Annotated in this window: 7 protein-coding genes and 1 pseudogene; 1 reads left to right on the forward strand and 7 read right to left on the reverse strand. The window is 68.1% G+C overall.

Annotated features, from left to right (window positions below):
• Nucleotides 1-113: 113 nt before the first annotated feature.
• The 5 genes from selO to LPB260_RS07585 form a co-directional block, all read right to left on the reverse strand.
• On the reverse strand, nucleotides 114-1,574 hold the full coding sequence (gene selO / locus LPB260_RS07565; RefSeq protein WP_208708084.1) for a protein adenylyltransferase SelO: 1,461 nt from the start codon (nucleotides 1,572-1,574) through the stop codon (nucleotides 114-116).
• Between the two features lie 56 nt (nucleotides 1,575-1,630).
• Nucleotides 1,631-4,981, reverse strand: a complete 3,351-nt coding sequence (gene mscK / locus LPB260_RS07570; RefSeq protein ID WP_208708085.1) for a mechanosensitive channel MscK — start codon at nucleotides 4,979-4,981, stop codon at nucleotides 1,631-1,633.
• A 36-nt stretch (nucleotides 4,982-5,017) separates the two neighbouring features.
• Nucleotides 5,018-6,763 carry a potassium/proton antiporter gene (locus tag LPB260_RS07575; protein ID WP_208708086.1) on the reverse strand — a complete coding sequence of 582 codons (1,746 nt, stop codon included), beginning with the start codon at nucleotides 6,761-6,763 and terminating at the stop codon, nucleotides 5,018-5,020.
• A gap of 134 nt (nucleotides 6,764-6,897) precedes the next feature.
• On the reverse strand, nucleotides 6,898-8,715 hold the full coding sequence (locus LPB260_RS07580) for an acyl-CoA dehydrogenase (RefSeq protein ID WP_208708087.1): 1,818 nt from the start codon (nucleotides 8,713-8,715) through the stop codon (nucleotides 6,898-6,900).
• Nucleotides 8,716-8,797: 82 nt separating this feature from the next.
• Nucleotides 8,798-9,841 carry a nitronate monooxygenase family protein gene (locus LPB260_RS07585; RefSeq protein WP_208708088.1) on the reverse strand — a complete coding sequence of 348 codons (1,044 nt, stop codon included), beginning with the start codon at nucleotides 9,839-9,841 and terminating at the stop codon, nucleotides 8,798-8,800.
• A 114-nt stretch (nucleotides 9,842-9,955) separates the two neighbouring features.
• Here LPB260_RS07585 and LPB260_RS07590 point away from each other — a divergent pair, with 114 nt between their 5' ends.
• Nucleotides 9,956-10,804 (forward strand): 23S rRNA (adenine(2030)-N(6))-methyltransferase RlmJ, encoded by an 849-nt coding sequence (locus tag LPB260_RS07590; RefSeq protein WP_208708089.1) that lies wholly within the window; start codon nucleotides 9,956-9,958, stop codon nucleotides 10,802-10,804.
• A gap of 18 nt (nucleotides 10,805-10,822) precedes the next feature.
• Here the strand turns inward: LPB260_RS07590 and msrA are convergent, their stop codons facing one another.
• Both msrA and LPB260_RS07600 read right to left on the reverse strand, forming a co-directional pair.
• Nucleotides 10,823-11,470, reverse strand: a complete 648-nt coding sequence (gene msrA, locus LPB260_RS07595; RefSeq protein WP_208708090.1) for a peptide-methionine (S)-S-oxide reductase MsrA — start codon at nucleotides 11,468-11,470, stop codon at nucleotides 10,823-10,825.
• A 68-nt stretch (nucleotides 11,471-11,538) separates the two neighbouring features.
• Nucleotides 11,539-13,725: pseudogene (locus LPB260_RS07600) on the reverse strand (putative bifunctional diguanylate cyclase/phosphodiesterase); the annotation flags it as partial.
• Nucleotides 13,726-14,146: the final 421 nt, after the last annotated feature.

Consider the following 14,146-nt stretch of genomic DNA (forward strand, 5'->3'; position numbering starts at 1 on the left):
CCTTCGCTGGCCGGTCGATGCAGCGTAGCCGAGATGTGCGTCGAACACGATCCGCCTGGAGTGGTCCAGGGACGTGCGTTCCGCGCCGGGAGTCGACTCACTCGAGGCGGGGTTTATGAGGAGCAGCTGATCGCCAGGTGCTTGCCCCATTCCGGCGGGCGCTCGGCGTAGCGTTCCATGCCGGGCTGTTCGTCGAAGGGCCGGCCGAGTACCGCGTGCAGTTCGCGCACCGGCCCGTAGTCGCCCTGCTCGGCGGCCTCGATGGCCTGCTGGGCCAGGTAGTTGCGCAGGATGTACTTGGGGTTGACCGCGTGCATGCGCGCGCGGCGCTGCTGCTGGTCGTCGCCGTCCCGGGTCGCACGCGCCTGGTAGTCGGCGGCCCAGGCGTCGAAGCCGGCCAGGTCGACGAAGTGCTCGCGCAGGCGCGCCAGGGCCTGTGCTGGCGCGCTGTCGCCCAGCTCGCGGAAGAAGTTGGTGTAGTCCACCGCGCTGCCCTGCATCAGTTGCAGCAGGCGCTGCACCAGGGCCTCGTCGCCTTCCTCGGCGCTGCGCAGGCCGAGGCGGCGGCGCATCAGGTCGAGGTAGTGGGCCTGGTACAGCGGCATGAACAACGCCAGGGCCTCGCGCAGGGCGTCGATTTCGACGAACGACGTCAGGGCCTGGCCGAGGGCGGCGAGGTTCCACTGGGCGATCGGCACCTGGTTGCTGAAGCTGTAGCGGCCGCTGTCGTCGGAGTGGTTGCAGATGTGCTTGGCGTCGAAGTCGTCGAGGAAGGCGTAGGGGCCGTAGTCGAAGGTGATGCCGAGGATCGACATGTTGTCGCTGTTCATCACCCCGTGGCAGAAACCGTAGGCCTGCCAGTGGGCGATCAGCGCGGCATTGCGCTCGACCACCTCGCGGAACATGGCCAGGTAGGGCTCGTCCTCGCTCAGGCAGCCGGGGAAATGGCAGTTCAGCACGTGTTCGCCGAGTTGCTTGAGCTGCTCCGGCTGGCGGCTGTAGTAGAAGTACTCGAAGTGGCCGAAGCGCACATGACTGCGCGCCAGGCGCAGGAGCATCGCGGCGCTTTCCTTCTTCTCGCGCCACACCGGGGTGCTCGAGGCGGTGACGCACAGGGCCCGCGAGGTGGGAATGCCGAGGGCGTGCAGGTGCTCGCTGGCGAGAAACTCGCGAATCGAGCTGCGCAGCACCGCGCGGCCGTCGCCCATGCGCGAGTAGGGCGTCTGGCCGGCGCCCTTGAGGTGCAGGTCCCAGTGCTCGCCGGCGTCGTTGAGCACCTCGCCGAGCAGCAGGCCGCGGCCATCGCCCAGACGTGGGTTGTACGCGCCGAACTGGTGCCCGGAATAGACCATGGCCCGTGGCTCGGCGTCGTTCCACAGTTTGTGCCCGGCGAACAGCTGGGCGAACTCCTCGCGCTCGGCCTCCGCCGGGTCGAGGTCGAGCAGGGCCATGGCCGCCGTGCTGGCCACCACCAGGCGCGGCTCGGCGATGGGCTCGGGCAGCACTTCGGTGGAAAACGCGTCGCCGAGGCGGGCGAAGCGATTATCGAAGGTCAGATCGGTGAGCGACTTCAAAACAACTCTCCAGCGCGGTGGGGTCAGGGGCTTAATTCCTGACCATACACCGCCGATTATTGCGGGTCGACTGCCGGCGCCGCCGGCTGTGGCTGGCCCAGGGGCTGCTGCACCAGGTTGGCCCGGCCGCTGCCGAGGTCGAGTTCCTGGCCCTCCAGGTTCTTCAGTGTCACCTCGACCTGGTTGAAGGCCATCTCCACCTTGTGTTCGCGGAAGCTCAGGGCGATGCGCGTGAGGATCTCGTCGGTGGAGGTGTTGCGGTCGCCCAGCTCGCGCACGTGGAAGCGCAGCTCATAGTCGAAGGTGCTGGCGCTGATGGTCAGGAAGAACAGCTGCGGCTCGGGGTCGCGCAGCACCCGCGGGTTCTCCAGCACGGCCTGCATCATCAGCTTGCGCGCCAGCGGCAGGTCGGTCTCGTAGGCCACGCCGATCTTGATGATCACCCGGGTCACGGTGTCGTTCAGCGACCAGTTGATCAGCTGGTCGGTGACGAAGGTCTTGTTCGGCACGATGATTTCTTTGCGGTCGAAATCGGTGATGGTGGTGGCGCGGATGCGGATGCGGCTGACCGTGCCGGACAGGTTGCCGATGGTCACCACGTCGCCGATGCGCACCGGGCGTTCGAACAGGATGATCAGGCCGGAGATGAAGTTGGCGAAGATCTCCTGCAGGCCGAAGCCCAGGCCCACCGACAGTGCCGCCACCAGCCACTGCAGCTTGTCCCAGCTGACCCCCAGGGTCGACAGGGTGACCACGAAGCCGATCCCCACTATCACGTAGGACAGCAGGGTGGTGGTGGCGTAGGCGCTGCCCTGGGCCAGGCGCATGCGCGACAGCACCAGCACCTCGAGCAGGCCCGGCAGGTTGCGCGCCAGGGCCACGGTGATGGCCACGATGACCAGGGCGCCGAGCAGGTCGCCGAGGCTGATGGGCACCATGCTGGCGTTGTCGCCGCTGCCGCTGGTGTATTCGTACAGGGTGATGTTGTCCAGGTAGGCGAATACCGACAGTAGGTCGGCCCAGACCCAGTAGAGGCCGGCGATGAACAGGCCGAGCAGGCTCAGGCGGATCAGCCGCAACGACTGCTGGTTGACCTGCTCGATGTCCAGGGTCGGTTCCTCGACCACCACTGCCTCGCTGCCATCGGCACCTTCCTTTGGCGGCGCCATGCGCTTGGCCATGGCGCGCTGATAGGCCAGGCGCCGCGCGGCCACCGCCAGGCCGCGGACGAAGGCGGCCTCGACTATGGTCCAGATGATCAGCAGGTACAGGGTGCTGATCAGCCGATCGCTGAGCTTCAGCGCGGTGTAGTAGTAGCCGAAGCCGACCGCGACGATCAGCGCCAGGGGCAGCAGGCTGAACAGCAGGCCGACCAGGGTGCGGAAGTTCGAGGGGTGTTCGCGGGCCGGGCCGCTGAGCAGCAGCTTGTTCAGCAGCCAGGCCATCAGGCCGAAGCAGGCCAGCACCACGGTGATGCCGATGACGTCTTCGGCCAGGCTCGCCGGCTGGTGCTCGGCCACGGCGACCACCGCCACCAGGGCCATCACCACCAGGCCCAGGTAACGCAGCTGCCGGTGCAGGAAGCTCACGTGGCGGCGTGGCCAGTGGAAGTGCAGTTCGGCCACGCCGCCCGGGGTGACGATGCGGTAGACCGTGTAGAACACCAGCCAAGCCAGGGCCATGCCGAACAGCGCCGAGCCCAGGTTGGCATTCTGGCCGCGGGCGTCGAGCTGCAGGGCCAGGCCGCAGAGGGCCAGGAACAGGGTGCCGGGCAGGGCCAGGAGGACGTTGAGGAGGATCGCCATCGGCGTGTGCAGCTGGCTGTCGTGCTTGAAGTGGCCGATGTCCTGGTGCAGCTCGCCGAGCTTGCGGTAGAGGAAGCCGCGCTTCCACAGCAGCAGGCCGATCAGCAGCAGCAGCGGCAGGAACAGCACCGGGCGCTCGATCAGGCCGGCGCCGAGGGCGCGCAGGTTGGCGCCCCAGGGCAGCTCGGCGATCTGCCGCTTGAGCAGGCCCGGGGCGCTGCTGAACCACTCGAGGTTGAGCGGCTTGTTGCTGGGGATCCAGAACATCTGTTCGTCGAGGGTGGCGCGCAGGGCCTGGGCGGTGCTCTGCAGCTGCTTCTGGTTGAGCTGCAGGGTGATCGACTCGTTGAGCAGCGCGTTGAGTTCGCGGTTGAGGCGGTCGAGCAGTTCTCGGCGGGTGTTGATCAGCTCGAGCAGGGCGTTGCGCAGCTCGGGGGTGACTTCATCTGGCGGCTGCTTGGCGAGCTGTTGCTCGACATAGGCGGTCGGATTGCTGAGGCGCTCGCGCTGCTGGTTCAGCTCGAACTGGTAGAGGCGCAGGTCGGCGATCTCGTTGGCCAGGCCGTTGTCCAGCTCGAGGGCGGGCAGTGCCTGTTTCTGCTGGTAGAGGATCTTCGCCAGCAGCAGGCTGCCTTGCAACACGCTGATCTGCTCTTCAAGAGCCTGGTCGCTCTGGTTGAGGCTGTCGAGCTTCTGCTTGGTCTGCAGGTTCAGCTGGGTCAGCTCGTTGAGCCGGTCGGTGGCGTTAAGCAGGTAGTCGGAGAGCTTCAGGTTGCGCGCGCTCTGGCTCGCCAGCAGCTTGTCGGAGCCGGCCTTCTCGGCCTCGCGGGACTGCTCGGCGACGGTCTTCTCCGATTGCGCGCGGCGCTTCTCGTTGACCAGGGTCTGCAGGTCGAGCAGCTCCTGCTCGGCGCGCTTGATGCGCTCTTCGAGCAGGTCGCGCTGGGCGTTGCCGAGGTCCTGCAGCAGGCTGTTGCCGGCCAGTTCCTGGCGGCGCAGCTGGGTCTTGGCGTTGAGCTGGCCCAACTCGACGCTGAGCAGGTCACGGCGCTCGGTGGTCAGCGGCTTGCCGCTTTCCTTGCCGCTTTTCAGTGCGTTGTTGATGTCCTGGGCGCGGGTCTGGTTGCTGCTGATTTCGGCCTGGGCGCGCTCGGGCCGGGTCTGGGCGGTGATGATCAGGCTGTTGGCCTCGCCCAACTGCTTCTGCCACTCGCCGAGTTGGCTGCTGCGCTCGGCCAGCAGCTGCTCGAGCTGCGGCACCGAGGCGCCGGCATGGCGCTGCGCCGCTGGCTGTGGCTGGCTGGCCTTGAGCTGGGCCAGCTCGCGTTGCGCCTCGGCGATCAGGCGCGGAGCCTGCTCGAGCTGCTTTTTGAGCTCATTCAGGCGCTTCTCGCTGTCGACCTGTTCGGTCAGCAGGCTCAGGGTCTTCTCGAACGTCTGCTTGAGCGCCAGTTGCTCGGCTTCCGGCAGCTTGCGTTCGGCGAGGTTGTCCAGGTTGCGCTTGACCTCGGCGATCTTCGACGAATCAGCGGCCTGGAGCAGGGGGGCGCCCAGGCAGAGCCCGAGCAGTGCGGCGGCAAACAGGGTACGGAAAAAGGGCATGGTCGCGATCGTGCGGCTCGAATGAAAGTGCTGAGTTTAGAGGAACAGGCCCGGCCCCGGGCGCGTGCCTTCGGGGAATCTGACGCCGACCTTGCGGATCTTGTTCCCCTCCATGGCGGCGACTGTCCAGGTCAGGCCCTGCCATTCGACCTGGTCGCCGATCACCGGTTCACCGCCGATCTCGTGGGCGATGAAGCGGCCCAGGGGTTGCGCGCCATTGAGGCCGGCCAGCTTCAGGCCGTAGAGCGCCGCCACCGCACTGAGCTCGGCATCGCCTTCCAGCACGAAGTCGCCGAAGAAACGCAGGTCCTGGCCCCGCGTCGGCGCCTGGCTGAACAGCTTGCCGAGGGCCGGCAGGTCGTGCTCGTGGCCGATCACGCAGAGCAGGTCGCCGGCCTCCAGGGTGGTGCTGCCGGACGGGTGGAGCAGCTCCAGGCCGCGAAACAGGGCGGCGATGCGCGTGCCGGGGGGCATCTTCAGTTCGCGCAGGGCGGCGCCGATGCACCATTTCTCGGCGCCGAGACAATAGATGAACAGCTCCCACTGGCTGGTCGGATGCACCTCCAGGCCGGCGCGCGACACCGGCGCCGGCTCCGGCGGCACGGTGACCCGCAGCCACTTGGCGACCCAGGGCAGGCTGGTGCCCTGCAGCAGCAGCGAGACCAGGACGATGAAGAAGGCCAGGTTGAAGAACAGCTGGGCGTTCTCCAGGCCGGCCATCAGCGGGAACACCGCGAGGATGATTGGCACCGCGCCGCGCAGGCCGACCCAGGCGATGAACAGCTTCTCGCGGTCGTGGAAGCCGCGGAACGGCAGCAGGCCGAGGAAGATCGACAGCGGCCGGGCGATCAGGATCATCCATAGCGCCAGGCCTAGGGCTGGCAGGGCGATGGGCAGCAGCTCGTGGGGGGTGACCAGCAGGCCGAGGACCAGGAACATGCCGATCTGGCTGAGCCAGGCCAGGCCGTCGAGCATGTGCAGGATGCCGTGGCGCGAGCGGATCGGCCGGTTGCCCAGCAGCAGGCCGCACAGGTAGATGGCGAGGAAGCCGCTGCCGCCCACGGCGTTGGTGATGGCGAAGATGATCAGCCCGCCGCTGACCACCAGCAGCGGATAGAGGCCATTGGCCAGGTGCATGCGGTTGACCAGGTTGAGCAGCAGCCAGCCGCCGCCCAGGCCCAGCACGCCGCCGAGGCCGAACTGCAGCAGCAGTTGCACGGGCATGTCCCAGCCGAAGCCGGTCTGGCCGCGCACCAGCATGGCGATCAGGGTCACGGTGAGGAACACCGCCATGGGGTCGTTGCTGCCGGACTCGATCTCCAGGGTGGCGCTGACCCGTTCGTTGAGGCCACGGCCGCCGAGCAGGCCGAACACCGCCGCGGCGTCGGTGGAGCCGACGATGGCGCCGATCAGCAGGCCTTCCATCAGGCTCAGGCCGAACAGCCAGGCGGCGGCGACGCCGGTCAGCCCGGCGGTGACCAGCACCCCGGCGGTGGCCAGCGACAAGGACGGCCACAGCGCCACGCGGAAACTCTTGACCCGGGTGCGCATGCCGCCGTCGAGGAGGATCACCGCCAGGGCCAGGTTGCCCACCAGATAGGCCAGGGAATAGTCGGCGAAGTTGATGCCGCCGGGCCCGTCGACCCCGGCGAGCATGCCGACGGCGAGGAAGATCACCAGGATGGGAATGCCGAAACGCGAACCGAAGGCGCTGACCAGGATGCTCATGGCCACCAGCAATGCACCGATCAGGAACAGGTTGTTGATGGCGCTGGCGTCCACGGGGCTGCTCCGGGTTATAAGGAGAGGGCGCCTTATGCATGGCGCGTGCCAGTGATTCTAACCCGCAGCTTCGCCGCGCTGTCAAAAAAACACCCCGCATTCGGCGGGGTGTTGGTAGCTGGCTGGCCTGCGGGCTAGAACCAGGCGTCCTGCATGACCAGTGTGCAGTCGTCGCGGGCCTCGAGCAGCGCCAGTTCGTGCTGGCAGCCGGGGACTTCCCAGGTCAGGAAGTAGCGTGCGGCCTGCAGCTTGCCGCGATAGAAGTCGGCATCGGCGGCATTGCCCCCGCCTTGCTGGAGCAGTGCCAGGCCCTGTTCGGCGCGAATCGCCTGCTCCAGCCAGCGCCAGCCGATCACCGTGTGGCCGAACACCTTGAGGTACAGGGCCGAATTGGCCAGGCCCTGGTTGACCCGGCCGGCCAGCAGGTCGCCGAGCAGGGCCAGGGTCACCCTGGACAGGCCCGCCAGCAACTGCTCCAGCGGCTGGCGCAGGGCGTTCAGGGAGGCGTACTCGGCGGCGCGCTGGCAGCCGTCCTGGATCAGCCTGAACAACTGCTTGAGCGCCGCGCCGTCGTTCATCGCCACCTTGCGCCCGAGCAGGTCGAGGGACTGGATGCCGTGGGTGCCCTCGTGGATCGGGTTGAGGCGGTTGTCGCGGTAGTACTGTTCCACCGGGTATTCGCGGGTGTAGCCGTGGCCGCCGAGGATCTGGATCGCCAGCTCGTTGGCCTTGAGGCAGAACTCCGAGGGCCAGGACTTGACGATCGGGGTGAGCAAGTCGAGCAGCTGCAGGGCGCGCTGGCGTTCTTCCTCGGTGTCCAGGGTCTGGGTGTCGTCGAACAGCCGCGCTGCATACAGGCCGAGGTCGAAGGCGCCCTCGACATAGGCCTTCTGGGTCAGCAGCATGCGCCGCACGTCGGCGTGCTCGATGATCGCCACCTGCGGGCTGGTCGGGTCCTTGCCGTCGGGCTGGCGGCCCTGGGGGCGCTGGCGGGCGTAGTCCAGAGAATACAGGTAGCCGGCGTAGCCGAGCATGGTGGCGCCCATGCCGACGCCGATGCGCGCCTCGTTCATCATCTGGAACATGTACGACAGGCCGTGGTGCGGCTGGCCCAGCAGGTAGCCGACGCACTCGCCGTGGTCGCCGAAGTTCAGCGCGGTGGAGGTGGTGCCGCGCCAGCCCATCTTGTGGAACAGCCCGGCCAGCAGCACGTCGTTGCGCGGGCCCAGGCTGCCGTCATCGGCGACCAGGAACTTCGGCACGATAAACAGGCTGATGCCCTTCACCCCGGGCGGTGCGTCCGGCAGCCGGGCCAGGACCATGTGCACGATGTTCTCGGAGATCGGCTGGTCGCCGCCGGAGATGAAGATCTTGTTGCCGCGGATGCGGTAGCTGCCGTCTGCCGCGGGTTCGGCCTTGGTGCGGATGTCCGACAGCGAGGAGCCGGCATGGGGCTCGGTCAGGGCCATGGTGCCGTAGAAGCGGCCCTCGATCATCGGCGTGAGGAAACGCGCCTTCTGCTCCGCGCTGCCGAAGCTCTCGATCAGATTGGCCGCGCCCATGGTCAGCATCGAATAGGAGCTGGTGGCGATATTGGCCGCCTGGAAGTGGGCGAAGCAGGCCTGGGACAGCAGGTTGGGCAACTGCATGCCGCCGACGTCGAAGTCGCGGGTGGCGTTGAGGAAGCCAGCGTCGATAAAGGCTTGCAGCGCCGGCTTGACTTCAGGGATCAGCTGCGCGGCGCCGTCGACGTACTGCGGTTCCTGTTCGTCGCCCTTGCGGTTGTGCGGGGCGAACAGGCGTTCGGCGATGTTGCGCGCGGTGTCGGTGGCCGCATCGAAGGTCTCGCGGCTGTGTTCGGCGAAGCGCTCGCGCTGGGTCAGGGCTTGGGCATCGAGCACTTCGTAGAGCTCGAAGGCCAGGTTGCGGGCGCTGAGCAGGGTCTCGGACATGGATCGGGCCTCCAATGGATGGGGCCGAGTCTAGGCAGCCGCCAAGCGGCTGCCCAGCACTATCGATGGGCGTGATACAGCCTCACATGGCCAGGCCCGCGGCCAGTTCGCGGGTCAGCTCGGCGGCGCCGATGGGGCGGCAGCCGGCGACGTTCTGCCCAGCCCACAGCGGCGAGAAGTCGCTGCTGCCCTGGGCCTCGGCCGCCGCGCGCAGCGGGGCGATGGCCGCGGTGGCCAGGGGGAAGGCCGGTGCCATGGGACTGAGCGGTCCCTGCTCGCGCATCAGGCGGTTGACGATGCCGCGTGCCGGGCGCCCGCTGAACAGGTTGGTCAGCATCGTGTGGCGCGCCGCCGGGCTCTGCAGGGCGGCGCGGTGCAGCGCGCTGGTGTTGGCCTCGGGGCACAGCAGGTAGGCGCTGCCGACCTGCACGCCGGCCGCGCCGAGGGCCATGGCGGCGGCCACCCCGCGGGCGTCGCCGATGCCGCCGGCGGCGATGACCGGCACCCTCAGCGCATCGACTAGCTGCGGCAGCAGGGCGAAGGTGCCGAGCTGGCGGCTGAGATCAAAGTCGAGGAAGTGACCACGATGGCCGCCGGCCTCCAGACCCTGAGCGATCACCGCATCGACGCCGCGCGCCTGCAGCCACAGCGCCTCGTCCAGGGTGGTGGCGCTGGAGAGGATCTTCGCCCCGCTGCGTCGCACTCGCTCCAGTAAGGACTCCGCCGGCAGACCGAAGTGAAAACTCACCACCGCCGGGCGAAACTCCTCGACCAGTGCCGCCGCCTCGTCGTTGAACGGCAGGCGGCCCGCCCCGCTGACGATGTTCGCCAGGTCGAGGCCCAGTTCCCGGTAGTAAGGCGCCAGGGCTTCGCGCCAGTTCGCCTCGCGTGCGGCATCCGGCTCGGGCGGTACATGGCTGAAGAAGTTCAGGTTGAACGGGCGTGCGCTCGAGGCGCGCATCGCTTCCAGCTCCAGGCGCAGGGCGGCCGGAGCGAGCATGGCGCAGGGGATCGAGCCGAGGCCGCCGGCCTGGCAGACCGCGGCGGCCAGGCGGTGATCCTGGGAGCCGGCCATGGGGGCCTGGATGATCGGGAGTTCGCTGCCGAGCAGTTCTTGCAGGTTCATGGAGGCCTCCTTGGCCAGGGCTGTGTGACCGCGCAAGCTTGCCACAATTGTGTGTCGGTTCGTCGCCGATGGCTGCTGGCGGTTACACTGCGGCCCAGTCCCGAGGGAGCCCCGATGAACTACCGTCACGCCTTTCACGCCGGCAATCACGCCGACGTGCTGAAACACCTGATCCTCTGTCGCCTGGTCGCCTTGCTGTCGCGCAAGGAGGCGCCCTTCGCCTACCTCGACAGCCACGCCGGCGTCGGCCTCTACGACCTGGCCGGCGACCAGGCCAGCCGTACCGGCGAGTGGCAGCAGGGCATCGCCCGCCTGTGGCAGGCCGACGACCTGCCCGACCCGCTGCTCGACTACCTCGAGGTGGTTCGTGCCATGAATCCGGATGGCGTACTGCGTCACTACCCCGGCTCGCCGGAGCTGGTGCGCCTGCTCAGCCGCGAACAGGACCGCCTGCAGCTCAACGAGAAGCACCCCGAAGACGGCCGCCTGCTCAAGGAGAACATGGCCGGCGACCGCCGCGTGGCCGTGCACCTGGGCGAAGGCTGGCATGTGCCGCGCGCCTTGCTGCCGACCCGGGAGAAACGCGCGCTGCTGCTGATCGATCCGCCCTTCGAGAAGGCCGATGAGCTGGAACGCTGCGTGCAGTCGCTGAACGAGGCCATCGGCCGCATGCGCCAGACGGTGGTGGCGATCTGGTACCCGATCAAGGCCCTGGAGCAGCTCAGGCGCTTCTACCGCGACCTGGAGAAGAGCGCGGCGCCCAAGCTGCTACGGGTCGAGCTCTACGTGCAGCCGACTGACGAGGCCCAGCGCCTGAACGGCTCCGGCCTGGTGATCAGCAACCCGCCCTGGGGCCTGGAGGAAGAGCTCAAGCAGCTGCTGCCCTGGCTGGCCGAGCGCCTGGCCCAGGGCCAGGGCGGCTGGCGCCTGGACTGGCTGATCGGGGAGAAGGCGCCGGGCTGAGCCGCGAGCGCCGTCACATCAGGCCGGCAGGCACACCCCGGTGCCGCCGAGGCCGCAGTAGCCGCCGGGGTTCTTCGCCAGGTACTGCTGGTGGTAGGCCTCGGCGTAGTAGAAGGGCGGCGCCTCGGCGATCTCGGTGGTGATGGCGCCGAGCCCGGCCTTGTCCAGCTCGGCCTGGAAGGCGGCCTGGCTGGCCAGGGCGGCGGCCAGCTGCTCGGGGCCATGGCAGTAGATCGCCGAGCGGTACTGGCTGCCGACGTCGTTGCCTTGGCGCATGCCCTGGGTCGGGTTGTGCGCCTCCCAGAACACCTTGAGCAGGGCCTCGAAACTGGTCAGTTGCGGGTCGAACACCACTAGCACCACTTCCGCGTGGCCGGTCAGGCCCGAGCAGGTTTCCTCGTAGGTCGGGTTCGGCGTGTGGCCGCCGGCATAGCCGACCGCGGTGCTCCACACCCCCGGCTGCTGCCAGAAGCGTCGTTCCGCCCCCCAGAAGCAGCCGAGGCCGAAGACCGCCTGCTGCAGGCCGGCGGGAAAGGGCGGCTGCAGCGGGTTGCCGTTGACATAGTGGGCCGGGGGCACCGGCAGCGGCGTGGCGCGGCCGGGCAGGGCCTGCTCGGCGCTGGGCAGCTCGAGTTTGTGGGCGAGTATTTGCGAACGCAGAACCATGGGTCGTGTCCTCGGCGAAGAGTGTGTGTGCAGATAGACCGCGCAGCGGGCGCGGCGTTACAGGTCATTCAGCCCGGCGGGCGGCAGGGGTAGCGCTTCAGGCTGTCGATCAGTTCGCGCCCGGCGATCGGCCGGTCGAACAGGTAGCCCTGGCCGATGTCGCACTGCTGGCGGCGCAGGAAGCCGAGCTGGGCGGCGCTCTCGATGCCTTCGGCGACCACCTTGAGCTTGAGGTTGTGGGCCATGGCGATCACCGCCGAGGTGATCTCCATGTCGTCCTGGTTGTCCGGGATGTCGTTGATGAAGCTGCGATCGATTTTGATCACGTCGATGGGGAATTTCTTCAGGTAGCTCAGCGACGAATAGCCGGTGCCGAAATCGTCCATCGCCAGCGTCAGGCCCAGGCTCTTCAGGTGCCGCAGCTGCTCGCGGGTGTTGTCGGTGGCCTCCAGCAGCAGGCTTTCGGTCAGTTCCAGCTCCAGCAGCGAAGCGGGCAGCTGCTCCTCGTGCAGGATCGCTTCGATCGAGCCGACCAGATCGGGGTCGGAGAACTGCTTGGGCGACAGGTTGATCGCCACCTGCAGGCTGCCGAGGCCGACCGCGGTCATTTCCTTGCTCATGCGGCAGGCCTGGCGCAGCACCCACTTGCCGATGGGGATGATCAGGCCGTTCTCCTCGGCCACGCTGATGAACTGGTCCGGACGGATCATGCCCTTCTCCGGATGGTGCCAGCGCAGCAGGGCCTCCAGGCCGAGCAGCTGGCCGGTCTTCAGGCACAGCTTGGGCTGGTAGAAGACTTCCAGTTCGTTCTGGGTCAGGGCGCGGCGCAGGTTGCTCTCGACGAACAGCTTGTAGTCGGCCTCGGCGTTCAGCGCCTCGGTGAACACCTGGAGCTGGTGCTTGCCGTTGGCCTTGGCCTTGTGCAGGGCCAGGCCGGCGTGCTTCATCAGGGTCTGCGGGTCCTGGCCATGCTGCGGCGCGCAGGCCAGGCCCACCGAGCCGGTGACGCTGATCAGCTGGTTGTCGACGAACAGCGGCTTGTCCATGGTCTGCAGGATCTGCTGGGCGATGCGCTGGCCGTCCTCGAGCGCGTGGTCCTCCAGCAGGATGGCGAACTCGTTGCTGGCGAAGCGCGCCAGCACGCCGCTGGGGTTGAGGCTGTTGCGCAGGCGCCGGGCCAGGCTGCTGAGCAGCTTGTCGCCGGTCTGGTGGCCGAGGCTGTCGTTGATCCGCTTGAAGTTGTCGATGTCCACCAGCAGCAGGTTGATCGGCTTGCCGTCGGCCTTGGCGAAGCGATCCTCCAACGCGCGGATGAAGGCGTAGCGGTTGCCCAGGCCGGTGAGGTTGTCGCTGAAGGCCAGGCGCTCGATGCGCTGCTGCGCGTGCTTGGTTTCGGTGATGTCTTCGTAGATGCCGATGTAGTGGGTCAGGCTGCCGTCGTCGGCGTGCACCTTGGAGATCGACAGCTGGCTCCAGTAGGGCTCGAAGTTCTTGCGTCGGCTCTTGAACTCGCCCTGCCAGCTGTTGTGCTCGGACAGCCCGGTGCCGGCGTCGAACAGCAGGTCGTTGAGGGCTTCCAGGGCCGGCAGCTCGGACAGGCGGCGGCCCTGGACCTCGTCGGCGCTGTACTGGGTGATGGCGGTGAAGCTCGGGTTGACGTACTCCACCAGGCCGTCCCGGTCGAGCAGGATGAAGGCGCTGGCGCTTTGCTCCACCGCGCGCTGGAACAGGTGCAGGGCGCCGGCGGTGCGCCGCCGCTGGTGGCTGCCGATGACCTGGGCGTAGTGCTCGGCGAGTTCACTGGCGAAGGCGACCTCGTCGGCCTGCCAGGCGCGCGGCCCGCCGACATGCTCGAGGCAGAGCACGCCGACTACCTCGCCGTCGACGCGGATGCTGGCATCGAGCATGGCGCCGATGCCCATGGGGCGCAGGTAGTGCTCGGCCATTTCACGGGTGCGCGGGTCGGTCAGGGCGTCCTGGACGTCGATCGCCCGGCCGCTGTGCAGGGCATGCAGGTAGACCGGGTACTGGCCGGCGTCCATGCTGGCGCCCGGCTCGTGCAGGTCGATGTCGCGGCGGTACAGGGTCACCGGCTCGAGGGTCGCGCCCTGCAGGTTCCAGATGCCGGCCCGCGCCACCCCGTAGGCCTCGCAGGCCGCCCGGGTAATCAGCTCAGCGGCTTCGCGCCGAGGATCGCCGGCGCTGTAGCGCTGAAGCGTCAGGTGCTGGAGCAGCGCCTGTTGGGTGCGCGTGCGAACCTGTTCCAGCGCCTCGGCGATCGGCTCCGGCGACAGCCGATGCCGCTCGCGATGTTCCGCTTGCGCCAGGCCGTCGAGATACGGCTGCGGTGTTTCGGCGGGTGTCGGTGGCTCAGCGACCAGCAGGTAGCCGCGCAACAGGTGGCGGTTGCGCTGCCTGAACGGCTCGCCCAGTTCGGTGAGCCTGAGGGCGCCGCGGGGCGTGTGCAGGGTGTAGTGCACCAGGTAGCGCGCGTCCCGCGCGAGCTGCTGCTGGATCGCTTCGTGCTGGCGATGGCGTGCCACGGGCTCCATCAGGCTGGCGTAGGGGGCGTCGATCAGCGAGCACAGCTCGCTGGCGGGAAGGCCGAGCCGCTGCTCGCACTCCGGATCGAGAAAAAGCAGGGTCCAGCTGGCTTCGTTCAGCCGCTCGAAGCGC

Source organism: Pseudomonas sp. LPB0260, assembly GCF_013388395.1.